Source organism: Martinezella lusitana (assembly GCF_900094565.1).
Classification (GTDB): Bacteria; Pseudomonadota; Alphaproteobacteria; order Rhizobiales; family Rhizobiaceae; genus Rhizobium; species Rhizobium lusitanum.
In genome coordinates this window covers 547,363-565,001 of sequence record NZ_FMAF01000005.1, presented here as the reverse complement: position 1 = coordinate 565,001, position 17,639 = coordinate 547,363, and the positions used below count along the sequence as shown (strand labels likewise).

The following is a 17,639-nucleotide window of genomic DNA, read 5'->3' as shown; positions in this document are numbered from 1 at the left end:
ATGTCGCCATCGTAAGCTTCTGATATTGCGTTGAGAATACGCTCCCAGTGCCCAGCATGGCGCCACCGGTTGAAGCGATTTACGCAGGTGGTATAGGGACCATATCGAGCCGGGATATCCGCCCAGGGCGCACCCGTTCTCAGTCGCCAGAAGATACCATTCAGCACCCGCCGATCATCAACCCTCGCCTTGCCGCGTACCTTCGTTGGAAGAAGCGGTTCAATCACCGACCATTCGAAATCCGTCAAATCAAAGCGAGCCATCACTGCCTCCAAATCAACGGAAGCAGTGAATCACAATCCATTAAAAACAAAAACTATTTTATGGGTATGTGACCTAATCCAGTCTCTTGAGATCGCGGGCGAAGCGCTGCCAATTGGCGACATAATTGCGGGCCGAGCGGCGCAGGCCTTCGATGGCGGCCTCGTCCAGCGTGCGGATCGCTCTTGCCGGGGCGCCGACGATCAATGATCCGTCCGGAAACTCCTTGCCTTCGGTGACCAGCGCATTGGCGCCGACGAGGCAATTGCTGCCGATCTTCGCGCCGTTCAGCACCGTCGCTCCCATGCCGATCAGTGAGTTGTCGCCGATGGTGCAGCCATGGATGATGGCGTGGTGGCCGATGGTGCAGCCTTCGCCGATCGTGACCGGGAAGGCCGGATCCGTGTGCACCATCGCGCCTTCCTGGATATTCGTGGACTTGCCGATGACGATCGGCTCGTTGTCGCCGCGCAGCACAGCGCCGAACCAGATGCCGACATCCTCGCCGATCTCGACCTTGCCGATCACGCTCGCATCCGGTGCGATCCAATAAAGGTCGGGACCGGGTGTTTTCGGTGTCAGGTCGGCAAGGGCGTAGAGCGGCATGGTTCGTCCTCCTCGATCAAATGACGTTCAGCATCAGCGTCGCGACGCCGTCGACGGCGCAGCTGATCCTGTCGCCACGCGCAACGGGACCGACGCCGGCGGGCGTGCCGGTCATGATGATGTCGCCTGGCGCCAGCGTGAAGAGCTTGGACAGCTCGGCGATGACCTCAGGCACCTTCCAGATCATCTGGTAGAGGTCGCCTCTTTGGGCCGCTTCGCCGTTGCGCATCAGCCAGATGCCGCCCTTGTCGGGGTGGCCGACGCGGGTGGCCGGGACGAGCGCGGAAACGGGCGCGGAATGCTCGAAGGCCTTGCCGATCTCCCAGGGACGACCAAGCTTCTTGGCCTCGCCCTGCAGGTCGCGGCGGGTGAAATCGATGCCGACGCCATAGCCATAAACGCAGTCGAGCGCCTGCTCGACCGGGATGTCGGCTCCGCCGCTGCGCAGCGCGACGACAAGCTCCACCTCGTGATGCACGTCCGATGACAACGGAGGATAGGGGAAATCGCTCGAAACAAGCAGATTGTCCGGATTCTTCTGGAAGAAGAACGGCGGTTCGCGGCTGGGATCATGCCCCATCTCGATGGCGTGGTCGGCATAGTTGCGGCCGACGCAGTAGACGCGGCGCACCGGAAAGAGCTCGGCTTCACCCTCGATTGGCAAGAGGACGGCGGCGGGTACTGGAATAACTGTCGTAAGCGGGGCGTTCATATGGGCTTTTCGAAACTCTCATTGCTTTCGGAAAGGCGTGCTGCCTTCCGACTCCATGCGGCAACCTAGCATCATTGTCGCTGCCGGGAAAACTGGCCTTCGGAAAGGTTTTGGTGTAGAGCGCGAGGCAGAAAGGTATCCCATGTATAGCGACGCGCTGAAAAACGGCCGCAAGGTCTTTGCGGTGGCTCCCATGATCGACTGGACTGACCGGCATTGCAGATATCTGCACCGGCAGATGAGCCGCCATGCGCTACTCTATACCGAGATGGTGGTGGCGGATGCGATCATTCACGGTCCACGCGACCGGCTGCTGGGCCATGATGCGAGCGAGCATCCCGTCGCCCTGCAGCTCGGCGGCTCCGATCCGGCCAAGCTTGCCGAGGCGCTGCGGATTGCGGAAGCCTATGGCTATGACGAGATCAACCTCAATGTCGGCTGCCCTTCGGACCGTGTGCAGTCCGGCACCTTCGGCGCCTGCCTGATGCTGACGCCGGAGACGGTGGCTGCCTGCGTCACAGCGATGAAGGCGGTATCGAAGGCCCCCGTCACGGTGAAATGCCGCATCGGTGTCGATGAACAGGAGCCGGAAGAGGCGCTGCCTGAGCTGATGAGTCGCGTGCTCGACGCCGGTGCCGACGCGATCTGGATCCATGCGCGCAAGGCCTGGCTGAAGGGACTGTCACCGAAAGAGAACCGCGAGATCCCGCCGCTGGACTACGACATCGTCTATCGCATGAAGCAGCGTTGGCCCGATGTGTTTATCGGCATCAATGGCGGTATCCAGACACTGGATCAGGCCGGGGCGCATCTTGCCCATGTCGACGGCGTCATGCTCGGCCGCGCCGCCTATCAGAATGCGGCCATCCTCGCCGACGTTGACCATCGCTTCTTCGGCGATCCGGCCGTTGAGGCCGATTGGAACGATCTGCGCGACCGGATGATGGCCTATGCAGAGCGCCATATCGCCAATGGCGGCCGCCTGCACCATGTCGCCCGCCACATGGTCGGCCTCTTCACCGGCTTGCCCGGCTCGCGCCGCTACCGGCAAATTCTCTCTACCGACGCAAACAAGCCGGGCACCGGGCCGGAGGTGATTGCGGCGGCTTTCGCCGCGGTGGATTTCGCCGGTGAGGGTGAGCGGGCGAGCGCTTGAGGGGTTCGAGGGGCCTTCGGGCCACCTTGCCACGAGGGCTAGAGCGTTCTCGCTTTTCTTCGAATCGCGAAAACGCTCTATCTTTTTGTTTCTTTACGCATTCCAGACGGAAAACCGCTTCGCACTTTTCCTGGAAATGCTCTAATCGACCGCGACCGGATCTGATCGAAAATTGGCTTTGAACAACGCCGTGAGGCTAACTCCACTCTCACCCTGAGGTGCGGAAGGCCCTGAGCTTGTCAAAGGGGCCGCAGCCTCGAAGGACGAGGGTTGCCCCAGCCGGGCAAACGCCAAGGCCTCACAAACGAAAACGGCGCGGTTTGCACCACGCCGTCAAAAACCTTAATCAGGCTGTCACCAGAGGCTTAGGAAGCCTGGATGTTGACGGCCTTCGGGCCCTTGCCCATGCGATCCGGCTCGGTGTCGAACGTGACCTGCTGGCCTTCGCGCAGCGACTGGATGCCGGAAGCCTGGAGAGCGGAGATGTGGACGAAAACGTCCTTCGCGCCGCCATCAGGAGTGATGAAACCAAAACCCTTGTCCTGGTTGAAAAATTTTACGGTGCCCTTGGTGGCCATGGGGGATAGTCCTTTACCCATCAGTCTTAGTTTATCCGGGGAAACCCAGACGGCTTTGCCTCCGCGACATGCGAAAGCCAGTCGAGAAGTCACGTACGGGGAAAGAACGTCTGCGCGGGTCGGAACCCAACCGCTGCCTGCCGCAAGCGGATCACCAAATCAGTCCAGTCACCGGCATGCAAATGCCCGAGCATGCATATGGGTGACAGGGTTTTTGGAAAAAGGCAAGGGGTGTTTTATTTGGTGGCTGAAATGGGCAAGGAATCAATGGGTTCGAAGGCCTTAGGTGCTTCATCCTATTCTCGATCGGTGGTTCCGTTAAGTATTATGAGTCAATGCGGACTTGCCTTTTACCGTTTTGCTACGCGTTAGCCCGATCTGGTTGGCCGTAGATTCTCGCCAATCGTGTCGCTGCTTACGCACCTCGCGAAGGGCTTCCCGAAGTCGGGACCATGGTCAATCCGGCTGTCTTCTTCTCTTCGCCGTTCTCCACCAAAGTAAACACCACGCAAGGCTCAACAATCCCCCGCAATTCATGCTCTCCCAGCGGAAGCAGCACCATGTTCGTCTCCGCCGCCACCGCGCCCGAGATGAGGACGTTGCGGCCGAGCGGCTTGCACAGGCCTTCGAGCCGGCTGACGAGATTGACGGCGGGGCCGATGGCGGTGAAGTCCAGACGGTCGGCGGCGCCGATATTGCCCCAGAGCATGTCGCCGAAATGCAGGGCCGTGCCGAAGGGGAGCGGCGGCAGCCCTTGCGTCAGGCGGGTCGCGTCGAGATGGGCCATGCCGGCGCGGATGGCGGCGACGGCGCGCAGCGCTGCTTCGCAGGCCTCAGCCGGCGTTCCCGTGACCGGGAAGATCGCCAGGACGCCATCGCCGATGAATTTGAGCACCTCGCCGCCGAAGGCATGCACGGCGCCGGCGACGCGGTCGAACCAGGCGTCGAGGGCGGCGATCACTGCAGTCGGCTCGGTCGCCTCGGAAAGGGCGGTGAAATCCCTGAGATCGGCGCAGAGGAGGGCGGCGCGGATGGTCTCACCGGTGCTGCGGCGCAGCGCGCCGTCCTGCACGCGGGCGGCACTCCTTCGTCCGAGATAGGCTTCGAGCAGGGCGGATAGCGCCGCGCGCGCGGCGAGGCCCGCGAGAGGGGCCGCGGCAAAGCGCGCGACCTGGCGCAGTCGGTCGACCGCGGAGGGATCGAACGGCTGTGCACCGGCCCAGCCCAGCACAGGGCTGTCCGGCGCCGTGCCGATCGTCTCCTCGTATATCGGGCCGAGCCCGCCAAGCCAGTCGTGTCCGGCTTGGCCAAGGGACGTGCCGGCAAAGCCCAGGGCCTCGATCACGGCACCCGTCTCAGCCTGCCACAGCCACGTGCGTTGCGTGACGATCGGATGCGGGACAGCGAGCGTCAGGGCGCCGCCGGCAAGTGGCAGGCCGGTCGACAGCAGCCGACTGCCCAGATCGGCCAGGAAGCGTTCGGGGCTGGGCGAGGTGCCGGCTTCGTCTACCAGCCAGGCAAGGGGGGCGGGCAAATCCATGCCGCGATCATGCCACGGCGGTTGCAGGCTGTCATCCGCCTCGCTGCTACCGCGATTGTTTGGTGCAGGCGCAATAGCTCGATGCACTGGTGAGCGCTTTCGAGGTTACAACTCCGGTATATCAGCCCGCTGGGCCTACCGGCACTGTGTCTCGAGCACCGTCAGCGCTGGCCGTCTTGCCCGTGCCACCAGTCCGGGCCGGGGTCGCGTCCGACCGCGACTTCGGCGAGACGATCGAGATAATGGGCCCAGCCCTTCGCATGGCCTTCGCATTGCTCCGCTGTCGGCAGGCCGGTATGGGTGAGGCGAAGCAGCGTTCCGTTCGGTGGTTCCTCGATCAGATCGATCTCGACCAGGCTAGACCCCGGCGGAACCTCCTCGCTGCCGTCCCAGCCGAAGCTGTAGGCCAGGCGATGAACCGGGACGACCTCGCGGAACGAACCGCGCGCGAAGCGGGTGCCGGTGACGTTGACCAGATAGAGGCCGCCGGGCTGCGGCTCGATCTGCGCTTCCGTGCCCATCCAGCGCAGGATCTTTTCGGGGTCGGTCAGCAGTGCAAATAATGCGGCGGGTGGCGCCGAGACATGAGTCTCGCGGCGGACGACTAGAGGCTCTGACATCGGTCTCTCCCGTGGTCTATCGTTTCCCCGCCAAAACGAGCTGCGGCCGAGCGCCTCACATCCCTCAGCGGTCCTCCTCACATGATGTCATGTAGGAGCAGGCGCCTTGCCAGCAAGACATGGCTCGATGCTCGCGTGCGCCACTCCTCATAAAAGGGCGGCCTCGGGCAACGGGTTTCCGTTGAGGCCGATGCCTCTATCGTCCGGGTCGTCCCGTCTTGCCCTTCGTTCGTCCCTTGCGCTGCTTTTCGTCCACCGGATCTTCATAGGAGCCGACGCCCGGCTTCGCACGGATGACCGGCTTGTCGGGCACCTTGCCGATTATCGGCTTTTCGGTGCGGCCGACGGTCATCTCGTCGAGCGTATTCTTTCGGAAAAGCGGCGTGCCGACATCGCTGCCGGGTCCCATTTCATCGAGGCTGGGTTTGGCGAAATAGGAGCCCTGCGTTCCGCCCTCTTTGGTCGAGACTGCACTGGCGGCCTCCTCGCCCTGAGGTGCGGAGCCGGAAGGGCGGGGCTTCGAAGGATTGGGCCGGCCACCCTTGCCGCTTTCGAGACTCTTCGCCTCTTCTCTTGCCATCGGATCGTCCATGACGGCCAGTTCCGCCGCCTTGAGGCGCTTGATCTCGTCGCGCAGGCGTGCGGCCTTTTCGAAGTCCAGGTCGGCGGCGGCATCGCGCATGGCCTTTTCCAGCGCGTTGAGATGGGTCTGCAGGTTGTTGCCGACGAGGTGGCCGCCATCGGCAAAGCCCTTGCCGGAGGCGCCGCCGATATCGGCGCGGACATGGTCCCTCTCGTAGACGCTGTCGAGAATGTCGGAAATCTTCGCCTTTACCGATTCCGGCGTAATGCCGTGTTCGAGGTTGTAGGCCATCTGCTTCTCGCGGCGGCGGCTGGTCTCGTCCATCGCCCGCTGCATCGAGCCGGTGATGGTGTCGGCATAGAGGATAACCTTGCCGTCGACGTTACGCGCGGCGCGGCCGATGGTCTGGACGAGCGAGGTTTCCGAGCGCAGGAAGCCTTCTTTGTCGGCGTCGAGAATGGCGACCAAGGCGCATTCAGGGATGTCGAGACCTTCGCGCAAGAGGTTGATGCCGACAAGCACGTCGAACGCACCCAGGCGCAGGTCGCGGATGATCTCGATGCGCTCCAGCGTGTCGATGTCGGAGTGCATGTAGCGCACGCGCACGCCCTGTTCGTGCAGATATTCCGTCAGGTCCTCGGCCATGCGCTTCGTCAGCACGGTGCAGAGCGTACGATAGCCCTTGGCGGCTGTCTCGCGGATCTCGCCGAGCACGTCGTCGACTTGGCTGCGGGCCGAGCGGACCTCGACCGGCGGGTCGATCAGGCCGGTCGGACGGATGACCTGTTCGGCAAAGACGCCGCCGGACTGTTCCATCTCCCAGCTGCCCGGCGTCGCCGACACCGCGATCGTATCCGGGCGCATGGCGTCCCATTCCTCGAAGCGCAGCGGCCGGTTGTCCATGCAGGAGGGCAGACGGAAGCCGTATTCGGCCAGCGTCGCCTTGCGCCGGAAGTCGCCGCGATACATGCCGCCGATCTGGCTGACCGAGACGTGGCTTTCGTCGATGAACAGCAGCGCGTTATCGGGGATATATTCGAACAGCGTCGGCGGCGGCTCGCCGGGATTGCGGCCGGTGAGATAGCGCGAATAATTCTCGATGCCGGCGCAGGAGCCGGTGGCTTCGAGCATTTCGACGTCGTAGCGGGTGCGCTGCTCCAGGCGCTGCGCCTCGAGCAGACGTCCGGCCTTTTCCAGTTCGGCGAGCCGGATTTTAAGCTCTTCCTTGATCGCCTTGATGGCGCCGTTCAGCGTCGGGCGCGGGGTGACATAGTGCGAATTGGCGTAGATCTTCACCGATTTCAGGTCGCCGGTTTTCTGGCCGGTCAGCGGGTCGAATTCGGTGATGGCGTCGATCTCGTCGCCGAACATGGAGATGCGCCAGGCGGCATCCTCCAAGTGGGCGGGGAAGATCTCGATGGTGTCGCCGCGCACACGGAAGGAGCCGCGAATGAAATCCATGTCGCGGCGCTTGTATTGCTGCGCCACAAGGTCGGCGAGGAGCTGGCGCTGGTCCAGGCGGTCGCCGACATTCATCTGGAAGGTCATTGCCGTATAGGTCTCGACCGAGCCGATACCGTAGATGCAGGAAACCGAGGCAACGATGATGCAGTCGTCGCGCTCCAGCAGCGAGCGCGTCGCCGAGTGGCGCATGCGGTCGATCTGTTCGTTGATCGAGGATTCCTTCTCGATGAAAGTGTCCGAACGCGGCACGTAGGCTTCCGGCTGGTAGTAGTCGTAGTAGGAGACGAAATACTCGACCGCATTGTCGGGGAAGAAGTTCTTGAACTCGGAATAGAGCTGAGCTGCCAGCGTCTTGTTCGGCGCGAGAATCACGGCAGGGCGTTGCGTTGCCTCGATCACCTTGGCCATGGTGAAGGTCTTGCCCGAGCCGGTGACGCCGAGCAGCACCTGGCTGCGTTCGCCATTGTCCAGGCCCTCGACGAGATCGCGGATGGCGGTCGGCTGGTCGCCGGCGGGCTCGTAGTCCGACGCCATGCGGATCGGGATACCGCCTTCGGATTTGTTCGGCCGGGCAGGGCGGTGCGGCGTCCAGAGCTTGCCGTCCTTGAAAAGCGGATTGCCGCTTTCGATCAGCGCCGACAAAGCCTCGACCGTTGCCGTTACCGCGGTGCCGGCATTGGCGGCGTTTTCCAGCGATGTATCCATGCCGGAGACCGGGTTCAAGCCTGCGGCGGCGCGCGTCTTCGGATCGGTCGAGCCGCCCATGGAGGTGCCGCGCGCCGATTTGGAGGCGGCGATTTCCACCTTCTTGCGGTGCTTGCCAGCCTTCGAGGCGATCTGCCGCTGCGTCTCGACGCCAGACATTTCGGCATCGGCTTCCAGCTGCTTCACCCAATCGGCGACGCCGCCGCTGAGCGGCGCACCTTCAAACGATGCCTGCGGCGCCTCTTCGAAACCGGACGGGGCGGGGGATTTTTTCGGTGATCTGGCCATGCGGCGAATATGGCGACAGAACGCGCCGATGTGAAGGGGCAAAGAGTACAAAAGGGAAACAGCGTAGCGGATTTTTCCATTCGTCGATGATGTCGAATGTGTTACAACCCAGAGGCGGCTGGTGCGTTATCGCCGATCCGAAAGTCCGCATAGCGCAATCCTCACAGGCGCCGAAGGAGGAACCACCGCAACGTCGACATGCCCGGCCAGCGCCGGGTTCCCCCAGCTTCGACGGCATCCGGAATTGCCCGCCTCGCCGCCGCCATCCGGTCGGAGGATCATGATGACCGCATTGGATAGCTTACGTTCCTTGTCCCCCCAGCAACGAAACACCGTCATCGCAGCCTATCTGGGCTGGACGCTCGATGCTTTCGATTTCTTCATATTGGTTTTCGTTCTCAAGCACATAGCCGAGGAGTTTCACACGGATGTTCCGGCGGTTGCCGTCGCCATCTTCCTCACCCTGGCGATGCGACCGATCGGTGCGCTCATCTTCGGCCTCGCCGCCGACCGTTACGGCCGGCGCGTCACGCTCATGGTGGATGTGCTGCTTTACTCGGTCTTCGAATTCCTGACGGGTTTTTCGACGGGATTGACGATGTTCCTCGTCCTTCGCGCCCTCTTCGGGGTCGCCATGGGCGGCGAATGGGGGGTCGGCGCATCGCTTGTCATGGAGACCATACCGGAGGATTCGCGCGGCCTTGTTTCGGGCATCCTGCAGGCGGGTTACCCCTCAGGCTATCTGATCGCCTCGATCGTTTTCTTCCTGCTGTTTCCGATCATCGGCTGGCGCGGCATGTTCGTCGTGGGAGCACTGCCGGCGCTGTTGGTGCTCTATATCCGCCGCAGCGTGCAGGAATCGCCGGCCTTTGTGCAGCGGCAATCCAAGCCGCAACGGCCATTCCTCACCGTGTTGCGTGAGAATATTCCGTTGTTCATTTGGGCGGTGCTTCTCATGACTGCGTTCAATTTCTTCAGTCATGGCACGCAGGATCTCTACCCGACCTTCCTGGAAGCCCAGCGGCAATATGATTCCTACACGGTCGGCGCCATCGCCATCGTCTATAATATCGGCGCGATCGTCGGCGGTCTGTCTTTCGGTGTGCTGTCGCAGCGCATCGGCAGGCGACGCGCGATCATCATCGCCGCGCTTCTGGCGATCCCCGTCGCGCCGCTCTGGGTCTACGGGCAAGGGCCGGTGATGCTCGCGATCGGCGCTTTCCTGATGCAGCTCTTCGTGCAGGGCGCCTGGGGCATCGTGCCCGTGCATCTCAACGAATTGTCGCCGGATGAAGTGCGCGGCACATTCCCCGGATTTGCCTATCAGCTCGGCAACCTGCTGGCGTCGGGCAACGCCTCGATCCAGGCGGGACTGGCAAAGCGGTGGAATGGTGACTACGCCACGGCGCTGCTGATCGTCGCCTGCGTCGTCGCGGTCGTGGTGGCCTTGTTTGCCGGCTTCGGCTTCGAAAAGAAGGGGGTTCGTTTTGGCGATAAGGCCGCCGCCGACGCAGATGGCGCCGTGCAAAGCTGAACCGGCTCGCCATCCCGTTTAAGCAAGGCCGGCGGTTTTCGCCGGCCTCTGATCTACTTGCCGCAGATCTCGGAAATCTTCGCCTGTGCGAAACCGCGGGCGAGGTCCTGCAATCCTCCGACGGAGGATATCAGCTCGCCGATCGGGCCGTTGATGCCGAGGCGCAGGTCGGTGATGTGGCAGGCGCCGACATCGACGGTCATGGATGCGTCTAGCTGACCCTTGATCGTCGTCTTCAACAGGCCATGCGACTTGCATTCCATTTCGGCGTGCGCGTTGATCTGCACGTCGCCGGTCGGGCCATCGCAGACATCGAGCGATTTGACCTCGAATTTTTCCTTGTGATCGACACCCGGCAGCTTCTTGCAGGGATCGGCTTCGTTCACCGACTTCTCGATCTGCGGACCGAACTTGCTCTGCAGCAGCGACCAGCATGAGCCAGGCGCGGCCTCGGCGGGCGTCGCTGCGATCGGCAGCGGTGACAGGGGCAGGATGATGGCTGAGGCGAGCAATGCCATGCGAACGGATGGCAAAAACGAGGAGGGAAGTACGGCATATTTCAGATTCACGGCGATCTATCCTCTGATGAGAAGAAGCAGCAAAACATGTCCCGGCCTGCGGCAGTCTTTCATGTCTTCCGCCGCCAAGGCAATCCCCCATCGTCGAGACACTGTGCGGGTAAGTGGCTCAGCCCTTGACGACCTTGGTATCACAGAAGCGGTCGTAGAAGGTCTGGCCACGCCATACGATCAGCGGGTAGAGCCACCAAATAAGCGTGAAGACGAACAGCATCGGTGCCAGCGCGCCGGTCAGGGCAAAGAGGCCGCTGGCGGTGAAAAGGTTGGGATCGCGGGCCTGCTGGATCAATTGTTCGAAGGGCGGCAAGGACGACGGCAGGAGAAACAGGCTGACGAGATTGAAGATCGCGATCAGCACAAACGGCAGAAACTTGAATATCTCGCGCTTTGCCGCCAAACCGAGGGCCAGCGGACCGTCTTCGACGGTCGTCACGCGCAACGAGAGCAATCGCTTGCCTGGCGTTCGTTTCCCGCTGGCTGAGGCGTAGGCGAACGCAAGGGGCAGGAGGAGGAGAACGATGCTGGATGATGGCCGCATCGTAACGCTTGGATCGATCGGATTTCCATTGTCGTCTACCGGTGCGGAGACGGCACGTATGGACGTTCCCGTTCCCTGCTGCGAAACGACTTTCGAAACGAAGACGGTGTATCCTTTGCTGCCAAGCCAGGATATGTGGCACAGCTGGTTGCTTCTCGTTTCGCCCGGCTGCAGCGGCCATTCGGCTTCTATCTTCGGAATGAGCGGTCCCGAGGTCGTTTCGGTGCACTGCTGGTTCTGGAGAAACGGCAGCGTCATGTCCCACGGGGTCACCTTCGACACGGCGAGAAACAGAAACGTGAAAACGATCTGGAAAATAATGATGTCGACCAGATAGGCACCGAGCCGCCGCCAGAAATGGCGCGGCGGCAAGGAAGCCATTTGGCGATCCGAGGCTGCAAAACTCATGTGTTCCCCCGCTTTTCAGTCGGCGTTGCAGCCGTCAGGCGCAGCATGACGTACTTCGAGTTGCAGGAGGTAGCATGGTTTGCGGCGATTCGCTGGAGAGGGATGAGACGCCGTCGACAAAATGGAGCGGCGCCGGCTGACCTGTACGGGTCGTCTCATATCGGAATGGTCTTCCCGTCCGACGGCTCGTCCTGCTCGTCATCCGAGCCGCCATCATAACCAAGGCTCTTGGCCTTGCGGAGCCATTCGAGAGCCTTGGCCGGATCGGCCGGAACGCCATCGCCATCTCGGTACATGATGCCGAGGTTATAGGCCGCGTCGGCATAGCGATGCGAGGCCGCTCTTTCGAACCAGAAGACGGCCTGAACCGCGTTCTTGGCAACGCCTTCTCCGTCGCGGAACATGACGCCGAGATTGTATTCCGCTTCGACGTCATTTTGTGCCGCGGCTTTCAGGAACCATGCGATCGCCTGGGTATCGTCCTGCGTGATCCCGTCACCATCGGCATACATGGCGCCGATATTGTACTGGGCGTCGGCATCTCCCTGATCGGCCGCCTTGCGGAACCAGGACAGGGCTTCGGCACCATCCTTGGCGACACCTTCGCCATCGCGATACATGATGCCCAGGTTATATTCTGCCTCGACCTTGCCCTGGTCGGCGGCCTTTCGATACCAAGCGACGGCTTGGCTCTTATCCTTGCCCGTGCCATCTCCCTGATCGTACATGACCCCGACATTGTACTCTGCATCCGCATCACCCTGTTCGGCGGCTTTGTTATACCAGGCGAAAGCTTGCGACTTGTCCTGCGGCAGGCCTTCGCCAGTGTCGTACATCACACCGAGATTGTATTGCGCATTGGCATTTCCCTGTGCCGCAGCCTTTCGGTACCACAGGACCGCCTGGCTCTTATCGGTGGCGATGCCTTCACCCTGGTCATACATGGTGCCGACATTGAATTGCGCCTCGGCATTGCCCTGGTCGGCTGCTTTTTTGTACCAGCTAAGGGCTTGCGTGAGATTTTTCGGGACGCCGTCACCTTCCTCATACATCTGGCCGAGCTTGATCTGGGCCGCGACATCCCCCTTGTTTGCCAGTGGGCGCCAATAGTCCAATGCCGATTTGAAGTCTCCGCGGTCATGGGCGTTCTGGCCGATATCGGCATGTGCCACGCCCATGGATGCCAGCGCGAAGAGCAATCCGACGGCCCCCTTCTTCCAATTCACGATCTACCCCTCAATCGACGATCCATTAAATTATCAATGCCGAACTTTTTGCGAATGCTACGGCACAAGCGCCATCAGCAGGCGAAGGGTGATCCAGCCAAGGGAATCGCCGGTGCCGCCGTCGGCGGAGCGCCCTTGACCCAGCGGTCCAAGATCCTTGATCGGGCCTTCACCGTTGGCTTCCATGTAGCCGAGACCGTGCTGCGCTTCGGGCAACCCCTTGGCGGCCGCCTTGTTGAACCAGTCGGCGGCGATTCCGGAATCCTTCGGCACCCCATAGCCGTTATAATACATATATCCCAGACCGTATTCAGCGCGGGCATCGCCTTGCTCGGCGGCCTTTCGAAACAGATCGGCGGCCTGTCCATAGTCTTTCGCAACGCCTTCACCCTGGTAATAGAGATAGGCGAGCGCATACTGACCCTGGGAATTGTGCTGGTCGGCTGCCTTGCGATACCAGCTTGCCGCGGCCGTTTTGTCCGGTGCGGTTCCCTGGCCGTTCTGATAGATGTAGCCAAGGGCATATTGCGCGTCCGCCTGGCCTTGATCGGCGGATTTGCCATACCATTCGAGCGCCTTGCCGTAGTCCTTCGCAACGCCGCGACCGCCTGAATACATGAAGGCGAGGGCGTATTCACCCTGTGCGTCGCCCTGATCAGCCGATTTTCGATACCATTTCACCGCCGCGCTTTCGTCGGCCTTGACGCCCTGACCGTTGGCATAGAGGTAGCCGAGAGCATATTGCGCGTCGGAGCGCCCTTGATCGGCTGACTTTCGATACCACTGCAGCGCTTGTCTATAATCCCGCGAGACACCCAATCCGTTCGCGAGGCTGTAGCCAACCGCGTATTGTGCGTCGGCGCGACCTTTGTCCGCAGCTTTCCTGTACCAGGAATAAGCATCGGCATCGCTCCGTTCGACGCCCCTACCATTGGCATAGGCGTAGCCGAGAGCATATTGGGCCTGCGCGTATCCCTGATCGGCAGCCTTTCTATACCAGTCTATGGCTCCTGCCTGATCTTCTGCCGTGCCCTGGCCGTTGTCGTACATATGGCCAAGCGCGTATTGAGCATCGGTACGGCCCTGGTCGGCAGACTTGCGATACCAGCCGAGGGCGATGGCGTAATCCTGCTGAACGCCGAGACCGTTGGCATACATGTAGCCGAGGGCATATTGCGCCTGCGCCTGGCCCTGGGCTGCGGATTTCTGGTACCAGTTGACGGCCTGTTCGTTGTCGGCATCCATGCCTCGGCCGTTCGCCAACGAATAGCCTATGGCATATTGCGCGTCGGCGTTGCCGCGTTGCGCGGCCCTCAGATACCAATCGTTCGCCTGTTTCTGGTCGGCATCTATACCGCGGCCGTTCGAATACATGTAGGCGAGGGCGTATTGGGCCTGGGCATTCCCCTGGGCGGCGGCTTTCTCATACCATTCGACCGCCTGTGCATCGTCACGCTCCACGCCCTGGCCGTTGGCGTAGCGATAGCCGAGGCCATATTGCGCTGCGGCGTTTCCTTGCTTCGCGAACTCCATCCAGTATTTCAGGTCGATGGTAGTATTTGCCGGGCCCGGTGCGGGATCTTCGGCGTAGGCAAGGCAGGGCAACGAAAGAGCGAGCGCCAATCCCAATGCATAGCTCTTTGTTTTCAAGGCTTGAGTCTCCCACCCATATTCCAGAGGTCAATCGATCTGAACAATATGGCGATGTCTTGGTCAAGAATTGTAGAGCATGGAAATGGCAGTGGTTTTAAGGCGACTGGATCTCAATCCCTATCCCGGCATCACGTCATAGAGGCGGAAGATCCATGTGATCTGGTAGATCAGCCCGACCGTCACGAATGCCGCCTGGAACCGCCGATTGGCCGTCATGGCCGCGACGATGCAAAGGACGATGTAGACGACGTTGCGCGTCGGATACTCCCAGCCGAGCGAGTGGAAATAGGCTCCTCCCTTCAGCCATGTGTCGATGAGATCGACGGCGTAGGTGACGGCAAGCAGGCCGAAGAACCAACGCCGGCGGGAAATGAAATATTCCTCGAAACCGCCATATTCGTCGATCGACGGTGGATTAAGGAGTACGCAGAGGAAGTAGAAGAGGCAACAGAAGCAGATCAGGAAAAGATAGACCGCGAAGGTGATCACCTGCAGCGACTGCAGCCGATATTCCCACCACCAGAAATGGATGATGTAGAGGAACATCGACAGCACCCAGCCGATGTGGACGAAATAGACGCGGTTCTTCCCGGGCGATTGTACGAAGCCGGCAAGGCGCGTCAGAAGCTGCGCAAGAGAAAGGCCGATGACCATGCTCATGACCGTCCTGATATAGCCGTAAACTTCCGGCGAATGCGCGGCTTCCATCACATCAGGTCTCCGCTGGCACCGCCTTCGGCGCCCCGTTCTCGTCGAGGGCTACCATGATGAATGTCCCGGCCGTCACCTTCTCCATCGCATTGTAGCGCGAACGGTGTGCCCAGGCTTCGACCCTTAGCGTGATCGACGTGCGGCCGACGCGTTCGATGTCGGTGAAGACGCTCAGCGTATCGCCGATCTTGACCGGCAGCTCGAAAGCCATCTCCTTCACGGCGGCGGTGACCACGCGGCCACGAGCCCGCTCAGCCGCGCGGATGCCGCTTGCCAAATCCATCTGCGCCATGACCCAGCCGCCGAAAATGTCGCCGGCGGGATTGGCGTCTGCAGGCATGGCCAGCGTGCGCAATGTCAGCTCGCCTTTCGGTTTGACGTTGTCATTCATCCATTTGCTCCTATTGCCAGCACACCGATTCCCGTGACCAACCTATGCAATCCGACCGCGATGGGAAAGACTTTGTCCGTGTTTCCTCCTGGGAACTCGCAGGGTGCTCGGCCTTATTCGAGCCTTCTGCCCGCTCCTGGTGTTGTCCCGATACACCGCGATTTGCCGCGGTAAGCATTCGTTCACCGTTCCCGTTTAGGATTTGTCATCGTTACCGACCGTGGCTGGGGCAACGGATCAGGATTATGGCCTATTTACCCATTCTACGGCGGGCTCTGCTGCCGCTGATGTTGTCGTCGGCGCTGGTCGCATGCACGGCCGATAGCCTCGTGCCGCCGTCGAATGTCGACAGCACCGCGCGCGTTGGCTCGATCAAGCCGCATCGCAGCGTGGCGCAGCGGCAATTTGCCTATCCAGGGGCGCAGGACCCCGTCGTTTCAGCCTCCAGCAATTATAATAATGGTAATGGCCGTTCTGCCGGAACCGGAGAGGCCGTGACCACGACCGATGTCGAGGCGGGCCTTGCTCGGCAATCGGATGTTCCGTCTCAAGGCGTCAATATGGATGCGGAACTTGGCGTCGGACCGAGCGAAGAGGCTCGATCAGCATCTGTCGTCGGACTGGCGCAGGAGGAAGAGCAGAACATTGCCGAGGGCGAAACCGACCAGCCTGTTGTCGACGGTATCGGCTCGGACGCGCCGGTGCAGACCAATCGTTCGATCCTTCAGCGGCCGGCAGCCCAGGCCGAGCTCAATCAATCACCCGTACCGCGGCGGCAGCCGGGCACGCAACTGGCCATGCTGCCACGCGTTGACAATCCGATGCCGCGCATCGATCAGTTCGAGGCGCCCCAATCGCCTCCAGGTATGATGCCGCCTTCCGAAATCGCCTGCCGGCAGGAATTAAGGCGCATGGGCGTCGTCTATGTCGATAAGCCGGCGATTTCGAACGGCCCTGCCTGCCAAGTTCCCTATCCGGTTTCGCTGGGCGGGCTTTCCGGCAATATCGCCGTCAGGCCGGCCGTCACGCTGAATTGTCAGGTCACCCTGGCCTTCGCCAAATGGGTGAAGAACGAACTGGCGCCGGCAGCACGCACCCGCTACTGGACCGGCATCGGCACTATCGTGCCGCTCGGCGGCTATTCCTGCCGCCGGATGAACAATAGCCGGCAACGTTATAATCCGATGTCGGAGCACGCTCATGGCAATGCCATCGATGTCGGCACTTTCATCCTGAAGAATGGCCATGTGATCGACGTGCGCAAGAAGGGCCTGTTCTCCTTCCGAGAGGGTCGGCTGCTCAAGGCTGTTCGCATCGACAGCTGTCGTTATTTCGATACCGTACTGGGGCCGGGCAGCAACCCTGAACATTGGAATCACTTCCACTTCGACCTCAGGGAGCGCAATGGCGGCCGGCGTTATTGCAGCCTTTGATTGGCGGTTCGCCGGAGACGCATACACCCTTGCCGGCGACGAAAGCTGATTTATCTGACAGGGAAATCGCTGTTAATTGCGACGACCGGGGCGAGTGAGGGTTTCATGGAAGAAGCACCGAGAAGAAAAAGAAGCCTGGGGCGCGCGCTGTTCGCTGCTCTGGTCGCCATTGTCGTCGTGATCGGCGGGCGCTGGTACGCCTATGTCGCCTATGCGGACGATCCCTTCGATGAAGTCGGCATCGGTCTCAATACGATGATGCCCGGACCCATACGCGACAAGGGCTGCGAGATGTTGAAAGCCCGTTTCGAGCACAAGACGCTGCCGCCAGCCGGTTGCGGTGTAAACGGCAGTTGGTAATCGGCGCGTCTTCGGTCGTAAGCTGGCGAAAAAAAGAAAAGCCGGCGAGGGCCGGCTTGAGCGGCGCATGGCAACGACGGGGATCCTTGCCTGCTCCAAAAAACAATTTCATGTTGCAATGATGCGATGCAATATCAATGTGGCGGCAATAAACTATGGAGTATTGTCGGCGCTGACGAAGTCGCCAAGAGGCGTTGGGCGGAGTTGCGACAAACGTTGCTCACCTAAGGGCTTATATGCCCGACGAAGGTCACGATTTGATGACAGCTTATTTGGCATAAGCGAACGCTGTGT

Annotated in this window: 17 protein-coding genes; 4 read left to right on the top strand and 13 right to left on the bottom strand. The window is 61.1% G+C overall.

Annotation, left to right across the window (positions count from 1 at the left end; genetic code table 11):
* The 3 genes from GA0061101_RS14945 to GA0061101_RS14935 form a co-directional block, all read right to left on the bottom strand.
* Window positions 1-263 (bottom strand): IS5 family transposase (locus tag GA0061101_RS14945; protein WP_037198188.1); only part of this gene is annotated, 263 nt, incomplete at its 3' end.
* Between the two features lie 73 nt (window positions 264-336).
* The gene (locus GA0061101_RS14940; protein WP_037202530.1) at window positions 337-867 is read right to left on the bottom strand and encodes a gamma carbonic anhydrase family protein; all 531 of its coding nucleotides are present in this window, start codon (window positions 865-867) and stop codon (window positions 337-339) included.
* 16 nt (window positions 868-883) lie between these two features.
* The gene (locus tag GA0061101_RS14935; RefSeq protein WP_092573846.1) at window positions 884-1,579 is read right to left on the bottom strand and encodes a fumarylacetoacetate hydrolase family protein; all 696 of its coding nucleotides are present in this window, start codon (window positions 1,577-1,579) and stop codon (window positions 884-886) included.
* Window positions 1,580-1,721: 142 nt separating this feature from the next.
* On the opposite strand from GA0061101_RS14935, the gene dusA reads away from it, so the two are divergent.
* Entirely contained in the window at window positions 1,722-2,735 is a 1,014-nt protein-coding gene (gene dusA / locus GA0061101_RS14930; RefSeq protein ID WP_092573845.1) for a tRNA dihydrouridine(20/20a) synthase DusA, read from the top strand.
* A gap of 365 nt (window positions 2,736-3,100) precedes the next feature.
* Here dusA and GA0061101_RS14925 read toward each other — a convergent pair whose 3' ends face one another.
* The 4 genes from GA0061101_RS14925 to uvrB all read right to left on the bottom strand — a co-directional run bounded on the left by GA0061101_RS14925 (window position 3,101) and on the right by uvrB (window position 8,513).
* Window positions 3,101-3,313, bottom strand: a complete 213-nt coding sequence (locus tag GA0061101_RS14925; protein ID WP_034504664.1) for a cold-shock protein — start codon at window positions 3,311-3,313, stop codon at window positions 3,101-3,103.
* Between the two features lie 415 nt (window positions 3,314-3,728).
* Window positions 3,729-4,853: an adenylate/guanylate cyclase domain-containing protein gene (locus tag GA0061101_RS14920; protein WP_092573844.1), complete on the bottom strand. Its 1,125-nt coding sequence runs from the start codon at window positions 4,851-4,853 to the stop codon at window positions 3,729-3,731.
* A 161-nt stretch (window positions 4,854-5,014) separates the two neighbouring features.
* Window positions 5,015-5,473, bottom strand: coding sequence for an SRPBCC family protein (locus GA0061101_RS14915; RefSeq protein ID WP_037202524.1), 459 nt, complete (start codon window positions 5,471-5,473; stop codon window positions 5,015-5,017).
* Window positions 5,474-5,669: 196 nt separating this feature from the next.
* Window positions 5,670-8,513 carry an excinuclease ABC subunit UvrB gene (uvrB, locus tag GA0061101_RS14910; protein ID WP_092573874.1) on the bottom strand — a complete coding sequence of 948 codons (2,844 nt, stop codon included), beginning with the start codon at window positions 8,511-8,513 and terminating at the stop codon, window positions 5,670-5,672.
* Window positions 8,514-8,796: 283 nt separating this feature from the next.
* Between uvrB and GA0061101_RS14905 the strand changes: the two genes are divergently transcribed.
* Window positions 8,797-10,047 (top strand): MFS transporter, encoded by a 1,251-nt coding sequence (locus GA0061101_RS14905; RefSeq protein ID WP_092573843.1) that lies wholly within the window; start codon window positions 8,797-8,799, stop codon window positions 10,045-10,047.
* Window positions 10,048-10,100: 53 nt separating this feature from the next.
* On the opposite strand, the gene GA0061101_RS14900 is transcribed toward GA0061101_RS14905, so the two are convergent.
* The 6 genes from GA0061101_RS14900 to GA0061101_RS14875 form a co-directional block, all read right to left on the bottom strand.
* Window positions 10,101-10,616 (bottom strand): hypothetical protein, encoded by a 516-nt coding sequence (locus GA0061101_RS14900; RefSeq protein WP_092573842.1) that lies wholly within the window; start codon window positions 10,614-10,616, stop codon window positions 10,101-10,103.
* A gap of 118 nt (window positions 10,617-10,734) precedes the next feature.
* Window positions 10,735-11,544: an RDD family protein gene (locus GA0061101_RS14895; protein WP_167669549.1), complete on the bottom strand. Its 810-nt coding sequence runs from the start codon at window positions 11,542-11,544 to the stop codon at window positions 10,735-10,737.
* Between the two features lie 182 nt (window positions 11,545-11,726).
* Window positions 11,727-12,797 (bottom strand): SEL1-like repeat protein, encoded by a 1,071-nt coding sequence (locus GA0061101_RS14890; protein ID WP_092573840.1) that lies wholly within the window; start codon window positions 12,795-12,797, stop codon window positions 11,727-11,729.
* 57 nt (window positions 12,798-12,854) lie between these two features.
* Complete coding sequence (locus tag GA0061101_RS14885) at window positions 12,855-14,447, bottom strand: SEL1-like repeat protein (RefSeq protein ID WP_092573839.1); 1,593 nt, start codon at window positions 14,445-14,447, stop codon at window positions 12,855-12,857.
* Window positions 14,448-14,567: 120 nt separating this feature from the next.
* Window positions 14,568-15,158: a hypothetical protein gene (locus GA0061101_RS14880; RefSeq protein ID WP_037202517.1), complete on the bottom strand. Its 591-nt coding sequence runs from the start codon at window positions 15,156-15,158 to the stop codon at window positions 14,568-14,570.
* A 4-nt stretch (window positions 15,159-15,162) separates the two neighbouring features.
* Window positions 15,163-15,552, bottom strand: coding sequence for an acyl-CoA thioesterase (locus GA0061101_RS14875; RefSeq protein WP_037202516.1), 390 nt, complete (start codon window positions 15,550-15,552; stop codon window positions 15,163-15,165).
* Window positions 15,553-15,797: 245 nt separating this feature from the next.
* On the opposite strand from GA0061101_RS14875, the gene GA0061101_RS14870 reads away from it, so the two are divergent.
* The gene (locus GA0061101_RS14870) at window positions 15,798-16,985 is read left to right on the top strand and encodes an extensin family protein (protein ID WP_092573838.1); all 1,188 of its coding nucleotides are present in this window, start codon (window positions 15,798-15,800) and stop codon (window positions 16,983-16,985) included.
* Between the two features lie 105 nt (window positions 16,986-17,090).
* The gene (locus GA0061101_RS14865) at window positions 17,091-17,345 is read left to right on the top strand and encodes a hypothetical protein (protein WP_092573837.1); all 255 of its coding nucleotides are present in this window, start codon (window positions 17,091-17,093) and stop codon (window positions 17,343-17,345) included.
* Window positions 17,346-17,639: the final 294 nt, after the last annotated feature.

Excerpts from the sequence above, each read along its gene's own strand:
- GA0061101_RS14935 (WP_092573846.1), bottom strand. The coding sequence starts at position 1,579 with ATGAACGCCCCGCTTACGACAGTTATTCCAGTACCCGCCGCCGTCCTC.
- GA0061101_RS14865 (WP_092573837.1), top strand. The coding sequence starts at position 17,091 with ATGGAAGAAGCACCGAGAAGAAAAAGAAGCCTGGGGCGCGCGCTGTTC.
- GA0061101_RS14880 (WP_037202517.1), bottom strand. The coding sequence starts at position 15,158 with ATGGAAGCCGCGCATTCGCCGGAAGTTTACGGCTATATCAGGACGGTC.
- GA0061101_RS14940 (WP_037202530.1), bottom strand. The coding sequence starts at position 867 with ATGCCGCTCTACGCCCTTGCCGACCTGACACCGAAAACACCCGGTCCC.
- GA0061101_RS14875 (WP_037202516.1), bottom strand. The coding sequence starts at position 15,552 with ATGAATGACAACGTCAAACCGAAAGGCGAGCTGACATTGCGCACGCTG.
- GA0061101_RS14920 (WP_092573844.1), bottom strand. The coding sequence starts at position 4,853 with ATGGATTTGCCCGCCCCCCTTGCCTGGCTGGTAGACGAAGCCGGCACC.
- GA0061101_RS14925 (WP_034504664.1), bottom strand. The coding sequence starts at position 3,313 with ATGGCCACCAAGGGCACCGTAAAATTTTTCAACCAGGACAAGGGTTTT.
- GA0061101_RS14870 (WP_092573838.1), top strand. The coding sequence starts at position 15,798 with ATGGCCTATTTACCCATTCTACGGCGGGCTCTGCTGCCGCTGATGTTG.
- GA0061101_RS14895 (WP_167669549.1), bottom strand. The coding sequence starts at position 11,544 with ATGGCTTCCTTGCCGCCGCGCCATTTCTGGCGGCGGCTCGGTGCCTAT.
- dusA (WP_092573845.1), top strand. The coding sequence starts at position 1,722 with ATGTATAGCGACGCGCTGAAAAACGGCCGCAAGGTCTTTGCGGTGGCT.
- GA0061101_RS14915 (WP_037202524.1), bottom strand. The coding sequence starts at position 5,473 with ATGTCAGAGCCTCTAGTCGTCCGCCGCGAGACTCATGTCTCGGCGCCA.
- GA0061101_RS14905 (WP_092573843.1), top strand. The coding sequence starts at position 8,797 with ATGACCGCATTGGATAGCTTACGTTCCTTGTCCCCCCAGCAACGAAAC.
- uvrB (WP_092573874.1), bottom strand. The coding sequence starts at position 8,513 with ATGGCCAGATCACCGAAAAAATCCCCCGCCCCGTCCGGTTTCGAAGAG.